This window comes from Nocardia sp. BMG111209 (assembly GCF_000381925.1).
Lineage (GTDB): Bacteria > Actinomycetota > Actinomycetes > Mycobacteriales > Mycobacteriaceae > Nocardia.
Genome location: NZ_KB907307.1, coordinates 342,130 through 364,500 on the forward strand (window position 1 = coordinate 342,130; position 22,371 = coordinate 364,500).

A 22,371-nucleotide genomic window follows, 5' to 3' on the forward strand; every position below is an offset into this window, starting at 1 on the left:
CGATGCTGGTAGCTCTCGTGACAGACAGGCTGCGCCGACGGGCGGGGGACCGGCCCGCGGTCGCGGATCGGCTGCTGCCCGCCGGTCTGGTGGCGGCCGCGGCACTGGCCGGTGCGGCCGCCAGTGGTAGTTCGTCGCAGTGGTATCGGCGCCTGGACAAACCCGGTTATCAGCCGCCGCGACAGGTGTTCCCGCTGGCGTGGACGAGCCTCTACGCCGACATCATCGTCACCACTACCGCTGCGCTGCACCGTGGTTCGGCCGGGCAGCGGCGGGGGCTGCGTGCCGCGCTGGCGGTGAACATGCTGTTGAACGGCTCGTGGACGTGGGTGTTCTTCCGCGCGCACCGGCTCGGCGCGGCCACGGCCGTGGCCGCCGCCCTCACAGTCAGTAGCGCCGACCTCACGCGGCGTACCGCGGCCGGATCCCGCCGAGGATGGTGGCTGGCCGCCTACCCCGTGTGGTGTGCCTTCGCCACCGTGCTGTCGGCCGATATATGGAATCGCAACCGGTCCGAAGCCGTTGTCGTGCAACCGGTTCCGCCGCGGGCCCGGCCGGCGCCGGTGCCGTCGGTGACCGGCTCCGCGGCGTTCAGGCCGGAGTGATCGGCAGATAGGGGACGGTGAGCGAGCTGTCGTCGTCGGCCCGGACCGGCCGGCCCAGCTGGGGGAAGGCGCGCTGGGCACAGTCGGTGCGCTCGCAGACCTTGCAGCCGGCGCCGATCGGCACGACGGTGCGGGGGTCGTCGACGAGCAGTCCGTGCGAGTAGACGAGTTTGTGCGCGTAGGCGAGGTCGCAGCCGAGCCCGACCGCGAAATCGCGCTTGGGCGAGAGATATCCGGCGGTGCTCTCGTCGGTGGTGCGGGCGAGCCAGAGATAGTGGCGGCCGTCGGGCATCTGCGCGATCTGGGTGCGGATCCGGCCGGGGGTGGAGAACGCGTCGTGGACCACCCACAGGGGGCAGCTGCCGCCGCTGCGGGAGAAGTGGAAAGCGGTGGCGGACTGGCGTTTCGAGATGTTGCCGGCCCGGTCGGTGCGGACGAAGAAGAACGGCACGCCGCGGCGGCCGGGCCGTTGCAGGGTGGACAGCCGGTGGCAGACGGTTTCGAAGCCGACCTCAAATTTCGTTGCGAGCAGCTCGATGTCGTAGCGCATCCGCTCCGCGGCGCGGTGGAATTCGGTGTAGGGCAGGATCAGCGCGCCGGCGAAGTAGTTGGCCAGGCCGGTCCGCAGCAGGCCGCGCGATCCGGCGGGGACGCGGTCGGCCTCCTCGATCAGCCCGGCGATGGTGCCGGCCTGGGTGCGGAAGGCCAGCTGGGTGGCGAGCTGGAAGGCGCGCTGGCCCGCGGACAGTCGCCGGGCCAGGGTGAGTACCCGGGACTCGCGGTCGTAGAGCCGTTTCGGTCCGGGACGGTCCGGGTCGTCGGAGCGGATCACCACGGCGATGTCGTGATGGTCGCGCAGCAGCCGGGTCAGCTGGACATCGAGTCCGCCGACGGCCAGCCCGCGGTCGGCGAACAACTGCTCGGCGGCGAGATCCAGGGCGGGAACGTGATTCCGGCGATCGTAGAAGTAGTCCCGGACGTCCTCGTAGGGCATCGCGAGGCCGGGCGCGCCGACCTCGCCCGCGAGGCCCGCGGACATCCGTTCGAGTTGCTCGGTGGCGCCGTGTAGTCGGCGATGCAGGCCGACCAGCATGCGGGCCGCGGCCGGGCTGCGCGCGACCAGTTCGTCGATCTCGGTCGTGCCGATCGTGGCGCACTCCGGATCCTCGGCGAAGACGTCCTGCAGGTCGGCGATCAGCCGGGCATCGGTATCGGCGGCGAAGAACCCCATGTCCAGATCGAAACTGGTGTTCAAGCGCAGCAGCACCGGCACGGTGAGCGGCCGCTGATCGTGTTCGAGCTGGTTGATGTAGCTGACCGACAACCCGAGCAGCTTGGCCAGCGCGGACTGGGACAGTCCCTGTTGCTCGCGCAGCGCGCGCAGGCGCCCGCCCGCATACGTCTTCTGCATCATCGAAATCTACCGACGGGCCGCCCGATCGGAATCGAGCGGCCCGCGCGGCCATGCCTTACGCGGCCACCTCGGCGGCGGTCACGGACGGGCGCTCACCGAGCAGGCGCGGGGCCAGCGAGGCGAAGCCGACGCCGATGACCACCCACAGGATCAGCTGGGCGGCGAACGAATACAGCCGGAAGTGGAACAGGTCGTCGGCCGGGAAGCCCGGATAGACGATCGCGCCCGACGGATCCTTCAGCGGTTGCGGCGTCTCGGTGTCGAAGTTGCCGAAGGCGGACTTGTTCGACGAGAGATGCCCCAGCGGCGGCAGGATCAGCATGACCACCCCCATCACCACGGCGAACGACACCGCCGCCACGATGGACGCGGTCCAATTGCCCAGCCGCGCGGCCAGCCTGCGACCCAGGTAGATCGCCGCGAACAGCACGAGCACACCGATCACGATCATGGCGACGTACAACGCGGTACGCGCCTTGATGGTGTCGGGATGCCCGATCGACGGCGGATTGGCCGGGTACTTCAGGAACGGCACGGCGTACAGGGCCAGGAACATGCCGCCGGACACCAGCAGGGCCAGGTTGCGCGCGGTGATCCGGCCGGCCCGGCTGATGGCCAGGTAGTAGACGACCGCGAACAGCGCACCCATCGCCGCACCGAACACGATCATGCCGAAGGGCAGGCCGAGATTCTGTTGCTGGCTGCGGGTGAAGATGTCCGGGCCCATGTCCGCCATGGGCTTGCCGGCGGCCTTGTCCAGCGCCATCTGCGCATCGTCGCGGCCCGACTCGTAGTCGATGGCCCGGTTGATGATGGGCTCGGCCATGATCCGGGCGAAGACGAATGCGAGTAATCCGCCGAGCGCGCCCAACAGGACGCCTCGGCCGATGATCTTTTTCTCCATGTGGTGACTCGTCTCCCGTGACTAGTGGCAGGGGAAACCGAGGAAGTGCCGGCCGTCGTGGACGAACTCGTGCACGTGCATATCGCTGCCGAAGATCGAGACGGCGCCCTGATCCACTCCGATGAAGTAGATGACCAGCAACGCCAGCAGCGTGGTGCCGATCAGCCACACCGGCGTCGGGATGGACAGGGATACGGAACCGAGGCCGGAGCGGGGAGCATAGGACGTGGCCACTGAATGACTCCTTCGAGCGGGGGATTTCGCGTCCCCATGGGCGTTCTGCCGACGATGCGGCGGGTCTGACTCGCACCCGCCTAACCGGGCTGCTCACAGTGGCGCGACCGCTCCGGGATTGCACCGGATTCCACACGTATCGTCAGAATTACGATACGAGTGATCGGCGGAACCGGTCAATCCCGGCATGCCCGGACCGTTCCACCTGGTGGGATGGCCCGGTCGTGTATCGGGATCATCACGGACTCGCTATATTGGCGAGCGCAGCTGGTTCGCCCCGGACGGAGTCGAGGAGCCCCTCCCGTCCGGCGGCGTCGAAGCCCGGAGTGCGTGCTCGCGCGGACATCGGGTGAGAGGGAATCCCGGTGAGAATCCGGAACTGTCCCGCAGCGGTGAGTGGGAACGACAGCCGTCATTCGCACTGGGCGCCCCGCGGCGCCTGGGAAGCGACGGCCATTAGGACCAGCTCCGGAGAGTTCGCCGGGGCCGATGCCCACGAGTCCGAAGACCTGCCCGCTGTGCCGGATACGCCGTATCCGGCGGTCGTCGCCTCGTGGATCGGGCGGTACGCCGAGTGGAACCCGGGCACGGGACGATGCTTCGAGGGCTCCAGCTGCGTGCACTCCGGATGGGTGGCGGCCATCGGCTGCCGACCATGGAGTTCACCGATGTCGAACCCTGACGACACCTTCACCGCCACCGTGCTCGGCCTGCCGCGGGTGGGCCCGGCCCGTGAGCTGCAACGCGCCGTCGAATCGTACTGGGCGGGCCGGATCGAGGCCGCGGAACTGCACGAGGTGGCCCGGCGGTTGCGCACCGCGCAGCTGTCGGCCGCCCGGGACGCGGGCCTCGATTCCGTTCCGGTGGGGACGTTCTCGTACTACGACCATGTGCTCGACACCGCGGTGCTGCTCGGCGCGCTGCCGGAGCGGGTGCGGGGTATCGAGGACGAGACGGACCGATATTTCGCGGCCGCTCGGGGCACCGCCGAGATCGCGCCGCTGGAGATGACCGAGTGGTTCGACACCAACTACCACTATCTGGTGCCCGAACTCTCGGCGGAGACGCAGTTCGCGCTGCATCCGGACAAGCCGCTGGCGGAACTGGACGAGGCGCTGGCCCTGGGGGTTCCGGCCCGTCCGGTCGTGGTCGGCCCGATCACCTTCCTGAAGCTGGCGAAGTCGGTGGACGGCAGCGATCTGCTCGAGCGGCTGCCCGATCTGCTGCCGCTCTACGAGCGGTTGCTCGGCCTGCTGGCCGTGGCCGGCGCGCAATGGGTGCAGCTGGACGAACCCGTGCTGGTCACCGATCCGACCGAGGTCGAGCTGGCGCTCGTGCACACCGCGTACAAGCGGCTGGCGGGCCTCGCCACCCGGCCGTCGATCCTGGTCGCGTCCTATTTCGGCCGGCTGGGGGAGGCGCTGCCGGTGGTGGCCGACACCGGCGTCGAGGGCATCGCCGTCGATCTGGTGGCCGGCGGCGACGCGGATGTGGCCGCCGCGGGTGCGCTGCGCGCAACCCTGGTGGTGGCGGGCATCGTGCCCGGTCACAACGTGCAGCGCGTCGACCCGGACGACGCGCTGTCGCGGCTGACCGCTCTGCGCGCGGCCGGCGCCACGGTGGCGGTGTCGAGTTCGTGCTCGCTGCTGCACGTCCCCGACAGCCTCGAGCCGGAGACCGCCTCGGAGCCGCGGCTGCGCAGCCGGCCGGCCTTCGGCAGCGAGAAGATCGCCGAGGTCCGGCTGCTCGCCACCGCGCTGCACGACGGCAACGGCATCGTCCCGCCTCGACCTTGCCGTCCGTGGAGTCAGCGGTCGAGGTAGGCGGCGAGTCCGCCGTGCTCCTCACCGGCGATGAACGCCGATCGCACGTTGAAGATGGCCTCCTCCACGTGGGCGGAACAACCCCACGCCGCATCGCCCCAGGAATCGGCGACCTTGATCTCGGCCGGTGCGGTGCAGCCGTCGGCGCCGCCGAGCTGGCAGCGTTCGGGATGCGGTGTGGCGGCCTGGGCGGCCGCGGCGGTGCGCATCCGGGCGGCGAGTTCGGCCGCGGCGGCGGCCCGCTGCTCGGCCTCGGCCCGCAACTTCTGCTCGGCCCGCATCGCCTCGGCCAGCTCCACGCGAGCCGCCTCGGCATGGGCCTCCGCCGCCGCTTTCGCCTGTTCGATGTGATGGCGTTCGATCGCCAGGCTCGCGGTGTCGGCGAACAGCCGCGCCAAGGCGAGATCGGATTCCTGCGGGGTGCGCGGAACGCGGTGGTACATCGCGAAGGTGCCCAGCAGGCTGCCGTCGCGGGCCAGGATCGGCGTCGACCAGCAGGCGGCCACCCCGGCCCGCTCGGCCAGGCCCCGGAAGTCGTCCCAGAACGGATCGGTACCGATATCGGTGACGATGACCGGCTCGCGCCGATGCGCGGCGGTGCCGCAGGAACCCACCCCCTCACCGGTGGCGATGCCGTCGATGGCCTCGTTGTAGAAGTCCGGCAGGCTCGGCGCGGCGCCGTGCCGCAGATGCCGGCCGTCGGGATCGGCGAGCAGTACCGACACGGAAACCTCTTGCGGCGCAAGGTCTTCGATACAACGGGCCATCCCGTCCAGCACCTCGGCCAGCGGCGCCTGGCGCGCGATCTGCTCCAGCAGGGCACGCTGTTCGGCCGTCAGCCGCTGGGCGTGCTTGATCTGCGTGGTCTCCACCCCGATCAGCCGGACCCCGGTCACCGCGCCGCCGGCGTCGCGGCGCGGTTCGTAACCGAAATCGAAGTAGGCCTCCCGCGCGTGCGCGCCCTCGCCCAGCACGATCCGGACATCACGGCCGGTCTCGGGCTCCCCGGTGCGCTGGACCCGGTCCAGCGCGGCGATCAGTTCCCGACCGGCCGAGCCGGGCAACGACTCGGCCAGGGGTGATCCGACGGCGGCGCCGGGCACACCGAGGACGGCCGAGAATGCCGGATTCGACGACCGGATCCGGTGCTCCGGCCCCTCGAACGCCGCGAATACCGCCAGCGACTGCCCGAACAGCGCCCGCAGATCCTGCTCCGAGGACCGGCTCGGATCGGCGTGCTTCGCGCCCGTCGACTGTGTGTCCGTTACCTCGGTCATGATGTGGATCGTCTCCCGTTCGTGAATTCACGGCGTTGATACCCACACCGGCGAGTAACAATCCGACCGAACGCTACTCCGGTCCTGCCGGGCCGCGTGCGGGGCGGCCCGGATCGCCGACTCGTCCGGGGCGACGGTGTCCCGCGAGGTCAGCGCGAGCCCGAGGGAACCGGTATGCCGACCGTGAAGCGCGCGATGTGGCCGGCGATGACCTGCGCGTGATCTTCGAGGGCGAAATGCCCGGTGTCGAGCAGGTGCAGTTCGGCGTCGGGCAGGTCGCGCAGGTACGGGTGGGCCCCGGATTCCGGGAAGATGGCGTCGTTGCGGCCCCAGGTGATGAGGGTCGGCGGCCGGTGCTCGCGCAGGTAGGCCTGCCACTGTGGGTAGTGCTCGGGGTTGGTGCGGTAGTCGTACAGCAGGTCGAGCATGTTGTCCTGCGCGCCGGGCCGGGCGAGCAGGGCGTGCTGCAACAGCCAGTTGTCCGGGTCGACGGCGGTCGGGTCGGCGACGCCGTGGGTGTAGTTCCATTCCAGCGCGGCGTCCGACATGCCGGCGGCGCGGATCACGGCGCGGTTGTCGTCGGTCGGGTCCTGCCACAGGGTGCGGAGCGGCGACCAGAAGCTGTCGGGCAGCCCTTCGGCGTAGGCGTTGGCGTTCTGCAGGACGAGGAACCGGACCCGCTCGGGATGGGCGGTGGCGAGCCGGAATCCGATCGGGCCGCCGAAGTCCTGCAGGTACAGGCCGTAGTGGGTCAGGCCGATCGCCGCGGTGAAGCGGTCCATGATCTCGGCGAGATGGTCGAAGGTGTAGTCGAATCCGGCGCGGTCGGGCGCGGCGCTGTGCCCGAATCCGGGATAGTCCGGCGCGATCAGGTGGAAGCGGTCGGCGAGCAGTTCGATCAGGTGCCGGAACATGAACGAGGATGCGGGAAAGCCGTGCAGCAGAAGGAAATCCGGCTTGTCCGGATCTCCCGCCTCCCGGTAGGAGATCTCGGCATCGCCGACGGTGATCGTGCGGTGGTGCGTGCTCATGACATTCCTTCCGGTGGTCGGCCCGGGGGTGGCGGCATCGGCCGTGGGCCGGGGGAGACCGGATGCCTGGTCGGAAAGCCCTTGTGCGGGCGCGGATTTCATTCGCAGGCCACCGTGGCCGCGCACTCGCCGGCGGCCCCGGTGGTACGACGGCGGAGCCGGTCGGCGGCCCAGACCCCCAGTGCCAGAGCCGATATCGCGGCGCCGAAGACGCACACCCCGCACCAGCCGGTGCGGCCGTAGAGGGTCGTCGCCGCGACGGCCCCGGTGCCGCTGCCGAGCGAGTAGAAGAGCATGTAGCCCGCGATCAGCCGGCTGCTCGCGGCGGGGTCGACGGCCACGATCAGTTGCTGATTGGTCACGTGCAGCGCCTGCACGGCCAGATCCAGCACGATCACGCCGAGCGCGAACAGCGCCAGCGACCGTGGCGCCGCCGCGATCGCCGTCCAGGACAGCGTCAGCGCCACCAGGGCGATCGCGGTGACCGTCCGGGCGTGCCCGCGGTCGGCCAGCCGTCCGGCGCCGGTCGCGCCCAGCGCCCCGGCCACGCCCGCGAGCGCGAACATGCCGATCGCACCGGTGGACAGATGCCACGGCGCCGCCGTGAGCGGCAACGCCATCGCACCCCACAGCGCCCCGAAGGCGGCGAACATCGACAGCCCGATCGCCGCGCGCACCCGCACCACCGGCTCGCGCAGGCCCAGGACCAGCGCCGAGGTGATCAACCGGGTGTAGCGCACCCGCGGCCGGGCGATCCGATCGCGCGGCAGCACACCGGCCAGGATGCCCGCGGCGCCGAGCAGGGTCACCGCCGCCACCGCGTACATCACGCGCCACCCCGCCAGCTCGGCGACCCATCCGGATACCAAGCGGGCCAACAGGATTCCGGTCACCACGCCACCGGTCACCGTGCCCACGACCCGGCCCCGGTGCTGCGGCGCACTCGACGCCGCGGCGTAGGCGACGATGACCTGTACCACCGCCGAGGCCGCACCGACCAGCGCGTTCGCGGCGAACAACCAGAGCGCTCCCGGCGCCGCGACCACCGCACCCAGCCCGCACGCCGCCGTGACCATCAGGCCCACGATCAGGCGCCGGCGATCGACCAGATCACCCAGCGGGACGATCAGCGCCAGCCCGAGCAGATAGCCGCCCTGGGTCGTGGCCGTGATCAGCCCGAGGGCCCCGCGTCCGATGGCGAGGTCCGCGCCGATGCTCGCCACCAGCGGCTGGGCGTAGTAGACGTCGGCCACCGCCAGCCCGCACGCCACCGCGAGCACGACGGCCAGGCGCACATCGATCGTGGCCGGAGCATCGGCGTCGGTATCGCTTCCGAGATTCATCGCAATTCCTCACCCTGGGCCGCGACCGACCGCCGCAGCATGGTTTTGAATTGAAACCATCATGCCCCGCGTTGGTAGTAATATGCAACCGTGGGTCGTGGGCGAGGAGGAGCGCGATGAGCGAGACGGAAACCGGTCGGCCGTGGACCGATCCGGCCTGTCCGGTGGCGCGCACGGTGGATCTGCTCGGTGACAAGTGGTCGCTGCTGATCGTTCGCGACGCCTTCGACGGCGTCACCCGGTTCGGGCAGTTCCAGCGCAACCTCGGAGTGGCCAAGAACATCCTGGCCGACCGGCTGCGCAACCTCGTGGCGATCGGGGTGCTGCGTGCCGAACCCGCCTCCGACGGCAGCCGATTCCACGAATACACGCTGACCGAGGACGGGGCCGACCTGTTCGACCTCGTGGTGAGCCTGCGGCAGTGGGGCCGGCGACATGCCTTCGGCCCCGGCGAATCCCATTCGGAACTGGTCGATTCCGTCACCGGCGAACCGATACCGGAACTGACCTACACCACACCCGACGGCCGGCCGGTGGCGGCCGATCGCACGCGGGTGCGCAAGATCTGACGGCCCATCGGCCACGATCGAGCGGGTTGCCGATCAGTGCCGTTGCCAGGGAAACGGTGTCAGGTCGGGTTCGATCCAGCCCGCCCTGGCCGCAGGGCCCGCCAGCGTGGCCGTGCGGTAGAAGCGGGTGAGCAGCCGCTTGTCCAGCAGTGCCGGGTTGTCGTCCAGGAAGGTGTCGAAATCGGTTGTGCCGGAGTCGATCACGTGGTGGCCGACCAGTTCTACCCAGGCGCGGCTGACCGTGGCGTGATATTTCTGCGGTGCGCCCCGGTAGCGCGCGGTGCGCCGGATGCTGTCGCTGACCAGCTCGACCGCGTGAGCGGTGCCGTAGTGCCGCACGGCCAGGTAGGTGAGGTGCAGATGTTCGCGATGCCCGAACCGGTCGGCGCCGGCCATCGCCGCGGCGATCATGGCGGCGAACGGGCCGGATTGCTCGTCCGGGTCCGGCTGTGGTGCGTCCGGATGCGTGGTCATCGTTTCTCCTCGGTCAGGGCGTCCAGCACGGTGTAGAAACCCTCGATCGCGCCGGGGGAAAGGCCCGCGACCGCGCGGGATTCCAGCTCGGCGAGGGTCCGGCGGATCGTGGCGGCGGTGGCCCGGCCGGGCTCGGTCAGTTCGATCAGGATCGAGCGCCGGTCACCCGCGCGGGCGACCCGGGCGATCAGGCCGCGCTTCTCCAGCCGGTCCAGCACGCTGGTCAGCGTCGTGGGGCGGGCGCCGATCGCGGCGGCGAGCTGGGACACCGTCCGGCTCTGCCCGTCGGCGAGGTTGCCCAGCGCGTTCATCTCGGAGGCGGTCATATCGAGATCGACCAGTTCGGTGGCGATCCGGTGGAGCGTGGCATGCGTGGCGCGTTGCAGGGTCAGCAGCATGGATCGCTCGGATGGAACGAAATCGTACTTCACGATTTCGGATACTACCATTTCGTTGTAAATGTGGTCGAGTCCCCGACTGCGGGATTCAGCGGTCCGGCAGGCCGGCGCGGCGTGCCCGGTTGGATTCGATCTCGTCGAGGATGCGCTGCAGGAACTGCCGCGACGGCATCTGCTCCGTTCGCGGTGCGCCGTACAGGGTTTCGGCGATCGAGGCGAGGGACGGCCCGCCGTTGTCGACGGCGAACCGGACGAGGCCGAGCTGAGCGCACTGCTGCAGGGCCGGGGTCAGCTGATCGATGGCATCCGCGGTGCGGCCGCCGGCGGCCAGACAGCCCCCGAACAGCAACTGCGCCTGCAGAAGTGCCCGCGGCCGCCGCTGCGATCGAATCTGCCGCGACATCTCCTCGGCCCGCTGGGTCGCCTGCCGGATCGACGCGGGTGACCGCTCGGCGAGCAGGATCCGGACGGCCGAATCCTGGTCCATTTCCGCTCGGCTGGCCCGGAATTGGTCCGGCTGCGGACGATACGTGCCCAGGTGCGTGAGCCGCGTCCGCTCGCCCGCCGCGATCCGCAGGCCGAGCCGGATCTGTTCGTTGCGGATCCGCGACGACAGCCGGGGCAGCGAAAGGGCCTGCGCGACTTTCTCTCCCGCGGCGAGGGTCTGCTCCGCCTCGGCGGTCCGGCCGCGGACGGCCGCCAGCCGCGCCGCGGTGCCGTACGAGGCGATCAGGATTTCGACGTTGACGGTCTCGATATCCTCGCCCGCCGGGAGCAGTTCGTCCGCCTCGGCGAATTGTCCTGTCTGGTACAGCAATTCGGCCAACTGCGCGGCGGCGATGAGTCCGGGGGTGTTCGGCCACCGGCCGGATTCGAGCGCCACCGACACGACGTTGCGCAGGATCCGGTCGGCGTCGTCCACGTCGAGCTGCTCGAAAGCCGCTGCGGCGACGGTGACCTCGTTCAGGACGACGAGGAACTGCCCATCGGAGGTGTCCGGCGCCGGACCGCGCCAGCGCCGGGCCTCGTCGAAATCGAAGCTCAGCAGGGCCGTGGTGGCCAGGAGCAGCCGGCCGACACCGGCGATGTACGGCGGTAGCGAAGGCCGCAGCCGCAGCCGTTGTTTCGCGGTCGGCGACAGGTCGCGGAAACGATCGGACTGCAGGGTGAGTCCGGCCGCCGCGATCTCGCAGGCCAGGTCCAGTTCCGCCGTGCGGGCATCGGCCGGTCGGCCGGCGAGCAGTTGCCGGGCGCGGTCGTAGGCGGCCCGCACCGCGTCCAGGTGCAGCAGCGCCAGTTGTGCCATGGCGACGGCGAGTTGCAGCCGGGGATCGGTCTCGGTGACCGCCGGCGGCAACTTGTCCACCAGGGCCAGGAACGTGACCATCCTGGAGTCCGACAGCAGCGCGTCGGACCGGTCCACGACCAGCCGCAACGCCGCGCCGGGCGCGCCGGCGGCCAGGAAATGGTCGACGGCGTCGGTGAGCATCTCCTGCCCGGCGAACCACTCCGCCGCGACCAGGTGCAGGTCTGCGGTCGGATCGGGATCCCGCTGGGCCAGCCGGTGGCGCAGGAAATCGGCGAACAGGCTGTGATAGCGGAACCGATGCTGCTCCTCGTCCACACTGCGCAGGAACAGACCCCGCTGGTGGATCGCCCGGAGCAGATCCTGCGCGTCCGGTCGTCCGGTGAGGGCCTCGGCGAGTTCGCCGGAGATCGTCTCGGCCACCGCGGTCCGCATCATGAATTCGAGGACGTCGGGCTCGATCTCCTCGACGACGTTCTCCATCAGGTACCGGCCGATGGTCCGGTGGTGCCCGGAGATCCGGTCGATGCGCTCGGCGAGGTCGGACTTCCCCCGCATGGACAGCGCGGCCAGTTGCAGTCCGGCGGCCCAGCCCTCGGTCGTGTCGCGCAGATGCTCCGCCTCCGGGCGGCTCAGCGGCAGCCCCCCGATCCCGAGCAGCAGCTGCTCGGTTTCCGGTTCGTCGAATCGCAGTGCCTGCTCATCGATCTCGACCACTTCGTCCTGAGCCCGCAAGCCGGCCAACGGAAGTCCCGTCGCGTACCGGCTGGTCACGATGAGCCGCAGATGATGACAGGCGTGGTCGAGCAGATACCGCATCGCCGCCTTGGCCTCGGTACTGCGAATCCGATGCCAGTCGTCGACGACGACGGCGACGGTCCGGCCACTGCGGTGGATCTCGTCGATCACCATCGTCAGCACGCGCTGGGACGCACCGGCCGACCCCTCCTCTAGCACCCGGGCGAGCCCGGCGGCGAGATTCGGCAGCAGCTGCCGGACGGCGCCGACGAAGCGGGACAGGCCCCAGGCGATGTTGTTGTCGTCCGAGCGCACGGTCAGCCAGGTGGTCGGGATGCCCTCGGCGGCCAGCTCGGCGGCCCACTGGGCGGCGAGGGTGCTCTTGCCGTAACCCGGCGGTCCGTGCACGAAGACCAGCCGCCGATTCCCGCCCGCCCGCAGGGTGTCGAGCAGCCGCGGCCGGTCGACCAGGCGATCGGCGGTGACCGGCGGCCGGAAGTGGGCCACCCCCGCACCGGCGGGCCCGGTCCCGCTCGGCGCGGGTGCGCGGGCCGGTGCGACGGCGACGAAGGCGTCGACGGTGAGTCCGGCGGCGAACTGGATATCGCGCAGCCGGGCCGCGAACTCGCGCGCCGAACCGGGCCGATCCTCGGGCCGCCGGTCCGTCGCCGCCCCGACGGCCGACCACAGCGCGGCCGGGATCGCCGCCGCGCGCTCGTCCGGCATCGATCCGGTGCGAGGTCGGAAGGGTTGTGCGGCAAGGGATTCACCGTGCTCGCGGCCGCCGGGCGGATGTCCGGTGAGGGCGGCGAACATGGTGGCGCCGAGCCCGTACAGGTCGGCCGCCGGTGTCGCGGGCCGGCTCCGCGACACCTCCGGAGCGGCGTAGCCGGGCGAGGCGGTGACCGCGGTGGAGTGGAGGATCCCGGCGATCTCGAAGTCGGCCAGTTGCGGCGCACCGTCATCGGTGAACACGATGTTCGCCGGTTCCACCGCACCGTGCACGAGGCCGACGGCATGCCCGGCAGCCAGCGCGCCGGCGAGCTTCACGCCGAGGCAGAGCACCTCCGGAAACCGCAGGGCGCCCTCGTGGCGGATCCGGTGTTCCAGTGTTCCCCGCGCCCGGAACGGCGTGACCAGGTACGGGAATCCGGCCGCCGTGAACCCCACCCGCAATACCCGGACGATATTCGGATGCGAGCAGATTCCGGCCGCCCGCGGTTCGCGGAGGAAGCGGGCCCGGTCGTCCTCGTCGAGCCCGATATCGGCGACTTCGACGGCGACGTCGAGGTGGCCGGAGTCGACGCACCGGTAGACGGCTCCGAACCGGCCCCGCCCGATCCACGCCACCACCTCGAACCCGGCCGATCCCAACTCGGCGGCGGCGACCTCCGGTCGAGTTCGGTTCGCATCGCGCGCGTCGTCGGGCGCCGGACGCCTGTCCACACCTCCACCTGAATCCGGTGGCCCGGACCGACCGGCCGCTTCCGGCGATACGCCGGAGGGCGTCGGCCCGTACCTGGTAGCAAACTTTCAGTTGACAATCCGAGTATAGGTGTCACTCTTTTCGGAGTTCATTGATATCCGAATGGACTTATATGGTTCAGATCGACCCGGTGCGGAGCGTCTCCAGATTGTCGGCGGTGACGTCGGTCGGGTCCGTATCCGGTCCGACCAGCACGACGGTGCAGTGTGCGGCGTGGGTGAGCGCGGTGGTGAAGCTGCCGTCGGTGAACTGCGCGAGCGGTCCACGCGGTGAGCGGCCGATCGCGACCGCGCGGGCGCCGACGCGGTCGGCATGCCGGGCGAGTACCCGGCCCGCGGCGGCGTGGTCGCCGACGCCGGCGAGGATCTGCCCGGCGGCGGAGATTCCCTGGGCGGCAACACGATCCAGATGTGCGACGACCGCGGCCCGAGCCTGTTCGCCGGTCTCGGTCTCGGTGGCCTGCTCCTCGACCACCGCGGTCTGCTGGACGTGGACGATCTCCAGCACGCTGCCGGTGTCCCGGGCCAGCCGCGCGGCGGCGTCGACGACCGCGGGGGCCCGGCCGTCGGCGCCGACCGCCACGATCACCCGGGAGACGCCGTCGGCCGCCGGCGCGCCCACGGCGGTGAGAGTCGGCGGCACGGGCGCGGATTCGCCGAGCCGTTCCTCGGCCCGGCGCAACATGCCGTGCCCGGTGGCCAGGACCGGGATGGCGAGGACGAATGCGGCGGCGCCGACGTAGAACGGCAGGCCGAGCCCGGCCGCGTCGGCGAGTTTCCCCGCGGCGTAGGGCGCGATCCCGCCGCCGATGAACCGCACGAATCCGTACGCGGAGGAGGCGACGGGCCGTTCCACCGGCGCGACCAGCATCACGGCCTGGGTGGTGAGGGTGTTGTTGATCCCGATGCAGGCGCCGCTGACGATCACGGCCACGATGACGACGGCCGGGGTGTCCACGCAGGCCGCGATGACCGCCATGATGACGGCGAGGGTGGCGAGGTTGGCGTAGAGCACCGGCGCGGTGCCGAATCGGGCCTGCAACCGCGGCGCACCCAGCACGCTGAACCCGGCGACGAGCAGACCCCAGCCGGTGAAGACCAGGCCGAGCTGGATCGCGTCGAGCTTCATCGGGTACGGCGCGTAGCCCAGCATGGTGAAGAAGCCCCAGTTGTACATCAGCGCGACGATGCCCATGGTGAGCAGGCTGCGGTGCCGCAGCGCCTTCAGCGGCGCCACCGGCGAGGTGGCGTGCTGCGGCCGCGGGGTGTCCGGCACCAGGGTCGCGGTCGCGACCAGCGCCACGGTCATCAGCGCCGCGACCCCGAAGAACGGTCCCCGCCAACTGATGTCACCGAGCAGCCCGCCCAGCAGCGGACCGACCGCGATCCCGAGGCCCAGTGCGGTCTCGTAGAGGATGATCGCGCCGCCGAACCCGCCGCTGGCGGAGGCGACGATCACCGCCAGCGAGGTCGTGATGAACATGGCGTTGCCCAGGCCCCACCCGGCCCGGAAGCCGACGATCCCGCCGATCGACCCGCTCAGACCCGCGAGCGCGGAGAACACGACGATCACGACCAGGCCCGCGACCAGGGTGAGTTTGGCGCCGATCCGGCTCGACACCCACCCGACGAAGATCATCGCCACCGCGGTGACGATCAGATAGCTGCTGAACAGCAGCGCGACCTGACTCGGCGTGGCGTGCAGATTCTTCGCCAGCGCGGGCAGGATCGGATCCACCAGGCCGATCCCCATGAACGAGATCACGCACGCGAACGCGACGGCCCAGACGGCCTTCGGCTGACGGAACGGACTGGCGGATGTGTCGTGCGTCGTACTCATAGCGGCCTTCTCCACAGTGCGGGAACGTATTTCGGCGAGGACAGGCCGCCTCAGGGCCCGTGGATCGCGCGGGCCAGCGCGGGCAGCGCGATCAGCACCGCGCTGCGCTCGGACTCGGACAACTTCGCGACCAGCTGCCCCAGCGCCAGGGAACGTTCGGTCTGCCGCTGCGACAACACGATCCGGCCGTTGTCGGTGATCTCCACCAGGACCCCGCGGCCGTCCGTGCGATGCGCGCCGCGGGCGACCAGCCGATCCCGCTCCATCCGCGTCACCAGCTGCGTCATGCTCGGTTGCGAAACATGTTCCGCGCGAGCCAGTTCCGTGAGCCGCTGCGGCCCCTCCCGTCCCAATCGGCTCAGTACCGCCGCGGCGGCCGTACTCAACTCGCCGGTCGTGGTGCTGCGCCGCACATAGCGGACCAGCTCCTCGACCGCGGCGGTCAACTCCTGCATCCGCGTCTCGTCCGGCCCCGGATCCTGATGCATAGGCTAATTATGTACATGCCGGCGGCACGATGGCAATCGGAGAGCCGACGTCGTGGCGAGCGCCGACCGGGCCGAGCCTCGATACGGCGGTGCATCCCGGGGTGCGATAATGGCCGGCACGCGTCCCGGACCCGCCGGGAGCCCGGCCGGGGAGGTGGCACCACGAGCGCGCAACGGACCTCCCGGCCCACCAACGCGGATGTCGCGCGCCTGGCCGAGGTGTCGATCGCCACGGTCAGCTACGTGTTGAACAACACTGCGGGACGGCGCATCTCGGAACGCACCCGGGAGGCGGTGCATCGTGCCGCCGAGCAACTGGGCTACCGGCCCAATGTCGCCGCCCGCAATCTCGCGCGCGGCAGCGGCGGGGTGGTGCTGTACGTGGTGCCGCGAGTCGCGGTGGGGGAGATGCCGATTCAGGCCGGCAGCCTGCTGGCCACCGAACTCGCCCGGCACGGCCTGCTGCAGGTCCAGATCTTCGAGACCGAGGACGACCGGCACGTCGTCGAGGCGGTCGAGGGTCTGGATCCGATGGCCGTCATCAGCATGTTCCCGCTGAGCGACGCCGTCCGGACGGCCGTGGACGCGGCGCGGATCCCGGGCATCGAGGTCGGTCTGCTGCCCGCGTTCGGGGATCCGCTGCTGATCGTCGGCTCGCTGCGCGTGGGCCATCTCGTCGAGCGTGGCCATCGCCGGATCGCGTTCGCCCACACCGATATCGCGAAATGGCGGGCCATGGGCGACCACTGGCTGGAGGGCGTCGCGCAGGCCGCCGCCGGGCACGGTCTGCCGCCGATCGTCGTCGGCGACGTCACCGCCGCGAATGCCGCGACGGTGGTCGGCGGGTGGGTGCGCGACGGCGTCACCGCGGTCTGCGCGCAGAGCGACGAGATCGCCTGCTTGGTCCTGCACGGCCTCCACCAGGCGGGCCTGCGCTGCCCGGACGACCTCGCCGTGATCGGGGTCGACGCCAACCCGCTCGGCGCGTATCTCTCGCCCCCGCTGACCACCGTGGAATTCAAACCGGCCGCCGTCGCCGACATCGCCATCGCCGCCACTCTCGCGGAACTCGGGTTGCCCGATCGAACTGCCCGCGAGCCCGCGCCGCTGGCCGAGCTGATCGTCCGCGCCTCCACCTAGTTCCGGGATCCGATTTCCGGCCGGACCCGTGCGGCCCCGACCCGGTCCCGTCGTCCCTGTGCACTCGAAATATCCAGCGGTACAGGCTGTTTCGTGAGCCTCGGGCCGTGGGTGCGAGATATCCGCAGTATGTCCATCCCCGCTGACAAGCCTCTGGACACCATCGGGTTAAGCGCATAACCTACTCATGGCGACGGCGCTGGGGAGCAGGGCTCGTCGCGATCGAACAGATACGCGTGAGGAGCGATACCCATGTCGGTGCAGTCCGTGCTGGAGGAGATTCGTGAGCGGCCCGGTTCCGGTGAGGTGATCCCGATCATCGACCCGGCCACCGAGGAGCAGATCACCGAGTTCACCGACGGCGGAGCGGAAGCCGTCGACGCCGCGGTCGCGCGGGCGAAGGCGACGGCGGATTCGGGCGTCTGGAAAGACCTGGCGGCCAGCAAGAAAGCCAAGATCCTGTGGCGCATCGCCGATCTGATCGACGAGAACGCGGCGGTGCTGGCCGGGCTGGAGTCGCTGAACGCGGGTATCCCGGAATTCCAGGCGCAGACCATCGTCGAGGTCGGTTCGGAATGGTTCCGGTACTACGCCGGATGGTGCACCAAGCTCGACGGCATCGCCCACGACGTGGCGACCACCGGCCTCACCGGGGTCGAGTCGCGCCTGCACGCCTACAGCCTCAAGGAGCCGTACGGCGTTGTGGGACTGATCTTCCCGTGGAACGGCCCGGTGTTCAACTACTGCGCCAAGCTCGCGCCCGCGCTGGCGGCGGGTTGCAGCAGTATCGTGAAACCCGCTGAGGAGACCCCGCTCTCGGCCCTGGTGTTCGATCGGATCCTGGCCGAGGCCGGGATTCCGGACGGGGTGGTGAATCTGGTGACCGGATACGGTCACACCACCGGTGCGGCCATCACCGCGCATCCGGATGTGGAGAAGGTGGCGTTCACCGGATCCACCGAGGTCGGGCGGGCGATCGTGCACGCCTCGGCGGACAGCAATCTGAACAAGATCACCCTGGAACTGGGCGGCAAGTCGCCGGTGCTGATCTTCGACGACGCCGACATCGACACCGCGATCATGTACGCGGGCATCGGGACGTTCGTGCACTCGGGTCAGGCGTGTGTCTGCGGTTCGCGAATCCTGGTGCAGCGCTCCGTCTTCGACCGTGTGGTGGCGGGGCTGGCGCAGTTCGGCGACAGCCTGCAGCTCGGTGGCCCGAAGGACGAGGGCAGTATGATCGGCCCGCTGATCAGCAAGAAGCAGCTGAACCGGGTGCTGGGCTTCCTCGACGACGGCAAGTCCGACGGCGTGGAATACGTCACCGGCGGGCAGCGCCTGGACCGGCCGGGCTACTTCGTGCGCCCCACCGTGGTCACGAATGTGGATCCGGCGACGAGCCGGTTGTTCAAGGAGGAGATCTTCGGTCCGGTCGTGACGGTACTGCCGTTCGACACCGAGGAGGAGGCGGTCGCGCTGGCCAACGACAGCACCTACGGCCTCGCCGCCACGGTCTACACCAAGGATCTCGGCCGCGCGCACCGGGTCGCCAAGCGCCTGCAGGCCGGCACCGTATCGCTGAACTGCCAGTTGGTGTTCGACCACTCGATGCCCTTCGGTGGTTACAAGCAGTCCGGCTGGGGCTTCGAATCCGGCCGCGCCGGCATCGAGACCTACCTGCAGACGAAATTCGTCTGGGCACAGATGTAGTCACGCAGGACGAGTTCCGGGCCGGTCGGCGCACCGCCGACCGGCCCGGCCGCGCGCAGTGCGGATCCGCCTGCGCGGGAACGGATCACGGCTTGCCCGCGTCAGTGCGCGGGTGAGACCGGCACCGGGTGGTCGAGCGGCGGTGTGCCGGGCGGCGCCGGGTGCGGGGTGCCGCGCAGTACCTGGAATCCGGCGCGGGAGACCACGCCGGGAATCCGCCGCGCCGCCTGCCGATGCCGGACGCGGGCGGCGTCCGGTAGCTCGTCCCAGGGCAATCCGACCGCATCGTCGTGGGCGTCGCCGGTCCGGCGGGCGGCGATCTTCTGCTCGATCCAGCGCTGATATTCCAGGTGCGCCAGCATCCGCACCTCCGCGTCGCTGAAGGTCGCCTCGGGGGTCGCCTCGCCCGCGGGCACCATGAAACATCCGATGGCCGCGAGGTTCTCACCGATCCGGCGCGCCTGTGCCCGGCAGTCGGCGCGCTCCGAATCCGACAGCTTCTCCCACCGGCGCAACACGTCCGCATCGGCCGGCGCCTGCCCGCTGGTCATCGCCGCGTGGACCCGCACCTGATGCTCGACACGTTCGCTGGTGTCGTGGATCGCCTGCGCCAGCTGCTCGGTGACCTGCGCACTGATATAGGTGGTGAGACTGCCGATCACGCGGTCCTGCGCGGTGAGGCGCTGCTTCATCCGCCGGCATTCGAACAGCACCGCTTGCGCGTTGAGGAAGGTCTGTTCCGAACGCCGGTCACCGGCTCGCCCGAGCACATCCTGACCGACCATGATCACGATCATGAACACCAGCTGCGCCAGCGTCGACAGGAACGACATGAACAGGAACGGGTACCGGTCGAATCGCTGAATCCCGGTCTGGGCCAGCACGATCCACACCACCTGCGTGCCCGCCGCCAGATAGAAGGCCCATACGCTGCCCAGCCGCGTCGCCAGCCAGGCCGCGAGCCGATCGTTGAGGCTGACCGCCTGATCGGCGGCCTGCGGCGGATCCTGCACCCGGTGCTGCTCGATCCACGGATGTGGGCTGGACTCCAGCAGACTCAGTCCGCGGCTGAGCACCCGGTCCTGCCGATCCAGATGTGCCTGCAGATCGGCGACCTGAGCGAAGATCTCCTCGGCGTTCTCGTAGGTCTGCACCGCGCGCCGGTCGGCCGCGGTGGTCAGCACCCGCTGCCCCACCAGGATGATCAGGCACAGCATCAACTGCGCGACATTGTTCAGGAACAACAGGAACGGGAACGGATACGGATCGAGCGCGCGCAGCGGCCCCCACCAGGTCGCCAGCGCCGTGTACCCGGTGAACGCCCCCAGCACCGTATACAGGGCGGGCATCGACCCCACCCAGCGGGTGACCGCCGCGGCCACCGAGGCGTTGACACCGATCCGCTCGTCGGCCATCGTCACCGGCGACGGCCCGATCACGGCCACCGGACCACTACCGCTCACGACTTCCGTCCTCTCCCGTCCGACCGGTTCCACAGTGCATCAGGACAATTCGGAGCTGCCCGCGGCCCCCACTACCCGAACGAGAGTCTGCCCGATCCGAACCACGGTGCCGGAACGCCGGCCGCCGGGGCACCGTAACCGGCTCGGTACCCGCAGGATTCGACAATGCGGTATCCGGTGTTCAGCACCTGTTCAGCTGGAACCGGTAGGTCATCGTCATGACCACCGTTCGCAATTGGACGATCGATGTCCTGCGAATCTTCTCCCTCACCATTGTCGTTCTGATGCACTGGGTCTCGCTGCGCGTCACGATGACCGGCCGCGAACTGCACGCCGACCAGGCCATGCACGGCCCGCTGATGTGGACGCTGACCTGGCTGCTGCAGATCATGCCGCTCTACTTCCTGTGCGGCGGCTTCGCGAATACCGTCGTCGCCGACCGATATCGGCGCGAACAACGCAGTTACGGCGCCTATCTCGGATTGCGCGCGCGGCGGCTCACCACACCGGTGATCGCGCTGATCGTCGTCGTGGTGCCCGCCATCGCGATCCTGCGCGCGGTGTCCCCCTCGGTGGCCCGCGCCGCCGGCGACGCCGTCTCCCGCCCGGTGTGGTTCCTGGCGGTGTACCTGGTGGCCGTGGCGTTCACCCCGTTGGCGCTGCGTGCCCACGAGCGATCACCATGGCTGGTACCGGTTGTGCTGCTGGCGTGTTCGGTGACCGTGGACATGCTGCGGTTCGCCGCGCACGACTCCCGCTTCGTGGACGCGAACCTGATCTTCGTCTGGTTGTTCTGCCACCAACTCGGCATCCTCTACGCCCGCGGCACGCTGCGCACCCTCGGCGCGCCCGCGCTGATCCTCCTCGCCCTCGCCGCGATCGGCCTGATCGTCGTGATGGTGATCCCCGGCCCCTATTTCCCCACCGTCCTGGGCATGGCCGACGCGCCGGTATCCAATCTGTCCCCGCCGACCTCGGTACTGTCGGTGCTCGGCGTGGCCCACTTCGCGCTGCTGACGTTGTTCGAGAAGCGCAGGCCCGCATGGGAACCCACCGGTCGTCTCCGCGGCGTCGTGCAAGGGGTCAACCCGCTGCTCATGCTGATCTATCTCTGGCATCTCCCCGTGCTCACCGCGCTGACCGGCGTGGCCCTGGTGAAACCGTCGATCTTCCTCCCCGGCGATCCGGCAACCTGGTGGCTGACCAGAATCCCGTGGTTCGCCGTCGGCATCGTGGTGCTCGTCGGCGTCGTGCGACTGGCGACGCAATGGGAATTGTTCTGTGCCCGATACGCCGAACGCACCAACGTCCTCGCAGTCGGTGTGGCGACCGCCCTGTCGGCCACGGGCATCTACGAGATGTGGCGCCACGCACTGACTCTGGATACGGCCTCCGTCCTCGGCGCGCTCGGGGTGCTGGCCGCCGGAGTCCTGCTCACCGCGCACCGGGTCCCGGCCGCCGACACGCTGTCCCGCACCGGATGAGGCCGGGCCGGTCAGCCGGCCGGCAGGAATGCGGGCAGTACGAAGGTTTCGAGCATCAGGCGGTGCGCCGGATCGGCGGGATCCTCGAAATCGAGGCGGCCGACGAGAATCAGCTGCACCAGCGCGAGCCATTCGCAGGCCTGTTCGTTGGTGATGCCCGCGCGCAGTTCGCCGCGCTCGCGGGCCCGGTCGAAGATCGGGCCCCACATTTCCAGGGTGAGGGTGCTGGCCAGGCGGGAGGTGCCGACCACGGTGGTGGCGAGGTCCATGTGCTCGGGGCCGACGATGAGCCGGATGAGCGGATCCCTGCGGCCGTGGTCGACCATGAACATCAGCCCGTCGATCAGTTGGTCGCGGAAATTCTCGCGTTCGAGCACGAATTTCGTGCCGTGTACGAACAATTTTCGCGACCGTAGCCGGATCAGTTCGGCGATGAGGGTGTCGCGGTCACGGAAATAGCGATAGATCGTGGGCCGCGAGACGCCCGCCGCCTTGGCGATGTCGTCCATCGTGGTCTTGGCGAGGCCGAAATGCTGGAAGGTGGCCTGCGCCGCCTCCAGGATCTGGCCGCGGGCCTCTTCGACATCCGCGCTGAGGACGTTGCTGTTGCGCCGAGCCATGCGCTGTCCTCCCCGGGATTCGTCG

At 69.9% G+C, this 22,371-nt stretch carries 18 protein-coding genes, 2 pseudogenes and 2 riboswitches; of the genes and pseudogenes, 6 read left to right on the forward strand and 14 right to left on the reverse strand.

What is annotated here, in order from left to right; genetic code table 11:
- Positions 1 to 2: 2 nt before the first annotated feature.
- The gene (locus G361_RS41800) at positions 3 to 605 is read left to right on the forward strand and encodes a TspO/MBR family protein (RefSeq protein ID WP_081635259.1); all 603 of its coding nucleotides are present in this window, start codon (positions 3 to 5) and stop codon (positions 603 to 605) included.
- Here G361_RS41800 and G361_RS0101355 read toward each other — a convergent pair.
- From G361_RS0101355 to G361_RS41805, 3 genes are read right to left on the reverse strand one after another with little or no spacing between them, the layout of a single operon-like run.
- On the reverse strand, positions 592 to 2,016 hold the full coding sequence (locus tag G361_RS0101355) for a short-chain fatty acyl-CoA regulator family protein (RefSeq protein WP_026342575.1): 1,425 nt from the start codon (positions 2,014 to 2,016) through the stop codon (positions 592 to 594). The two genes, G361_RS41800 and G361_RS0101355, sit on opposite strands and share 14 nt — an antisense overlap.
- A 58-nt stretch (positions 2,017 to 2,074) precedes the next feature.
- Positions 2,075 to 2,923, reverse strand: a complete 849-nt coding sequence (locus tag G361_RS0101360) for a CbtA family protein (protein WP_019925244.1) — start codon at positions 2,921 to 2,923, stop codon at positions 2,075 to 2,077.
- 21 nt (positions 2,924 to 2,944) lie between these two features.
- Complete coding sequence (locus G361_RS41805; protein ID WP_019925245.1) at positions 2,945 to 3,157, reverse strand: CbtB-domain containing protein; 213 nt, start codon at positions 3,155 to 3,157, stop codon at positions 2,945 to 2,947.
- Between the two features lie 40 nt (positions 3,158 to 3,197).
- A riboswitch (cobalamin riboswitch) is annotated at positions 3,198 to 3,349 on the reverse strand.
- Between the two features lie 121 nt (positions 3,350 to 3,470).
- Positions 3,471 to 3,689: riboswitch (cobalamin riboswitch) on the forward strand.
- A gap of 136 nt (positions 3,690 to 3,825) precedes the next feature.
- On the opposite strand from G361_RS41805, the pseudogene G361_RS41810 reads away from it, so the two are divergent.
- Positions 3,826 to 4,938, forward strand: a pseudogene (locus tag G361_RS41810) (5-methyltetrahydropteroyltriglutamate--homocysteine S-methyltransferase); the annotation flags it as partial.
- Between the two features lie 26 nt (positions 4,939 to 4,964).
- Here the strand turns inward: G361_RS41810 and G361_RS0101380 are convergent.
- From G361_RS0101380 to G361_RS0101390, 3 genes are all read right to left on the reverse strand, one after another.
- A complete protein-coding gene (locus tag G361_RS0101380; protein ID WP_019925248.1) occupies positions 4,965 to 6,257 on the reverse strand; it encodes a GAF domain-containing protein in 1,293 nt (430 codons plus the stop codon).
- 149 nt (positions 6,258 to 6,406) lie between these two features.
- Positions 6,407 to 7,288, reverse strand: coding sequence for an alpha/beta fold hydrolase (locus G361_RS0101385; protein WP_019925249.1), 882 nt, complete (start codon positions 7,286 to 7,288; stop codon positions 6,407 to 6,409).
- Positions 7,289 to 7,386: 98 nt separating this feature from the next.
- Entirely contained in the window at positions 7,387 to 8,631 is a 1,245-nt protein-coding gene (locus G361_RS0101390; RefSeq protein WP_019925250.1) for an MFS transporter, read from the reverse strand.
- A 116-nt stretch (positions 8,632 to 8,747) separates the two neighbouring features.
- Here G361_RS0101390 and G361_RS0101395 point away from each other — a divergent pair, with 116 nt between their 5' ends.
- Positions 8,748 to 9,200 (forward strand): helix-turn-helix domain-containing protein, encoded by a 453-nt coding sequence (locus tag G361_RS0101395; protein WP_019925251.1) that lies wholly within the window; start codon positions 8,748 to 8,750, stop codon positions 9,198 to 9,200.
- A 33-nt stretch (positions 9,201 to 9,233) separates the two neighbouring features.
- On the opposite strand, the gene G361_RS41815 is transcribed toward G361_RS0101395, so the two are convergent.
- From G361_RS41815 to G361_RS0101420, 6 genes and pseudogenes are all read right to left on the reverse strand, one after another.
- Complete coding sequence (locus tag G361_RS41815) at positions 9,234 to 9,674, reverse strand: hypothetical protein (RefSeq protein ID WP_019925252.1); 441 nt, start codon at positions 9,672 to 9,674, stop codon at positions 9,234 to 9,236.
- Entirely contained in the window at positions 9,671 to 10,105 is a 435-nt protein-coding gene (locus tag G361_RS0101405) for a MarR family winged helix-turn-helix transcriptional regulator (protein WP_019925253.1), read from the reverse strand. The genes G361_RS41815 and G361_RS0101405 overlap by 4 nt, the downstream gene beginning before the upstream one ends.
- Positions 10,106 to 10,160: 55 nt before the next feature.
- A complete protein-coding gene (locus tag G361_RS41820) occupies positions 10,161 to 13,562 on the reverse strand; it encodes a serine/threonine-protein kinase (RefSeq protein WP_019925254.1) in 3,402 nt (1,133 codons plus the stop codon).
- Positions 13,563 to 13,719: 157 nt separating this feature from the next.
- Positions 13,720 to 14,223 (reverse strand): universal stress protein, encoded by a 504-nt coding sequence (locus G361_RS50665; protein WP_369797908.1) that lies wholly within the window; start codon positions 14,221 to 14,223, stop codon positions 13,720 to 13,722.
- Positions 14,215 to 15,441, reverse strand: a pseudogene (locus tag G361_RS0101415) (MFS transporter); the annotation flags it as partial. The gene G361_RS50665 and the pseudogene G361_RS0101415, both read right to left, overlap by 9 nt.
- Positions 15,442 to 15,491: 50 nt before the next feature.
- On the reverse strand, positions 15,492 to 15,929 hold the full coding sequence (locus G361_RS0101420) for a MarR family transcriptional regulator (RefSeq protein ID WP_019925256.1): 438 nt from the start codon (positions 15,927 to 15,929) through the stop codon (positions 15,492 to 15,494).
- Positions 15,930 to 16,022: 93 nt separating this feature from the next.
- Here G361_RS0101420 and G361_RS0101425 point away from each other — a divergent pair, with 93 nt between their 5' ends.
- Positions 16,023 to 17,069 carry a LacI family DNA-binding transcriptional regulator gene (locus tag G361_RS0101425; RefSeq protein WP_231386986.1) on the forward strand — a complete coding sequence of 349 codons (1,047 nt, stop codon included), beginning with the start codon at positions 16,023 to 16,025 and terminating at the stop codon, positions 17,067 to 17,069.
- A gap of 252 nt (positions 17,070 to 17,321) precedes the next feature.
- Positions 17,322 to 18,779, forward strand: a complete 1,458-nt coding sequence (locus G361_RS0101430; protein ID WP_019925258.1) for an aldehyde dehydrogenase — start codon at positions 17,322 to 17,324, stop codon at positions 18,777 to 18,779.
- A 101-nt stretch (positions 18,780 to 18,880) separates the two neighbouring features.
- On the opposite strand, the gene G361_RS0101435 is transcribed toward G361_RS0101430, so the two are convergent.
- Complete coding sequence (locus G361_RS0101435; RefSeq protein ID WP_026342578.1) at positions 18,881 to 20,242, reverse strand: DUF1003 domain-containing protein; 1,362 nt, start codon at positions 20,240 to 20,242, stop codon at positions 18,881 to 18,883.
- Between the two features lie 218 nt (positions 20,243 to 20,460).
- Here G361_RS0101435 and G361_RS0101445 point away from each other — a divergent pair, with 218 nt between their 5' ends.
- On the forward strand, positions 20,461 to 21,726 hold the full coding sequence (locus tag G361_RS0101445) for an acyltransferase (RefSeq protein WP_019925261.1): 1,266 nt from the start codon (positions 20,461 to 20,463) through the stop codon (positions 21,724 to 21,726).
- Positions 21,727 to 21,737: 11 nt separating this feature from the next.
- Here the strand turns inward: G361_RS0101445 and G361_RS0101450 are convergent, their stop codons facing one another.
- Entirely contained in the window at positions 21,738 to 22,346 is a 609-nt protein-coding gene (locus G361_RS0101450) for a TetR/AcrR family transcriptional regulator (RefSeq protein WP_019925262.1), read from the reverse strand.
- Positions 22,347 to 22,371 lie beyond the last annotated feature (25 nt).

What these genes read in the sequence shown, in the direction of transcription:
- G361_RS0101395 (WP_019925251.1), top strand. Translation starts at nt 8,748, where the DNA reads ATGAGCGAGACGGAAACCGGTCGGCCGTGGACCGATCCGGCCTGTCCG.
- G361_RS0101450 (WP_019925262.1), bottom strand. Translation starts at nt 22,346, where the DNA reads ATGGCTCGGCGCAACAGCAACGTCCTCAGCGCGGATGTCGAAGAGGCC.
- G361_RS0101430 (WP_019925258.1), top strand. Translation starts at nt 17,322, where the DNA reads ATGTCGGTGCAGTCCGTGCTGGAGGAGATTCGTGAGCGGCCCGGTTCC.
- G361_RS0101360 (WP_019925244.1), bottom strand. Translation starts at nt 2,923, where the DNA reads ATGGAGAAAAAGATCATCGGCCGAGGCGTCCTGTTGGGCGCGCTCGGC.
- G361_RS0101380 (WP_019925248.1), bottom strand. Translation starts at nt 6,257, where the DNA reads ATGACCGAGGTAACGGACACACAGTCGACGGGCGCGAAGCACGCCGAT.
- G361_RS41815 (WP_019925252.1), bottom strand. Translation starts at nt 9,674, where the DNA reads ATGACCACGCATCCGGACGCACCACAGCCGGACCCGGACGAGCAATCC.
- G361_RS0101420 (WP_019925256.1), bottom strand. Translation starts at nt 15,929, where the DNA reads ATGCATCAGGATCCGGGGCCGGACGAGACGCGGATGCAGGAGTTGACC.
- G361_RS0101385 (WP_019925249.1), bottom strand. Translation starts at nt 7,288, where the DNA reads ATGAGCACGCACCACCGCACGATCACCGTCGGCGATGCCGAGATCTCC.
- G361_RS41800 (WP_081635259.1), top strand. Translation starts at nt 3, where the DNA reads ATGCTGGTAGCTCTCGTGACAGACAGGCTGCGCCGACGGGCGGGGGAC.
- G361_RS0101445 (WP_019925261.1), top strand. Translation starts at nt 20,461, where the DNA reads ATGACCACCGTTCGCAATTGGACGATCGATGTCCTGCGAATCTTCTCC.
- G361_RS0101390 (WP_019925250.1), bottom strand. Translation starts at nt 8,631, where the DNA reads ATGAATCTCGGAAGCGATACCGACGCCGATGCTCCGGCCACGATCGAT.
- G361_RS0101355 (WP_026342575.1), bottom strand. Translation starts at nt 2,016, where the DNA reads ATGCAGAAGACGTATGCGGGCGGGCGCCTGCGCGCGCTGCGCGAGCAA.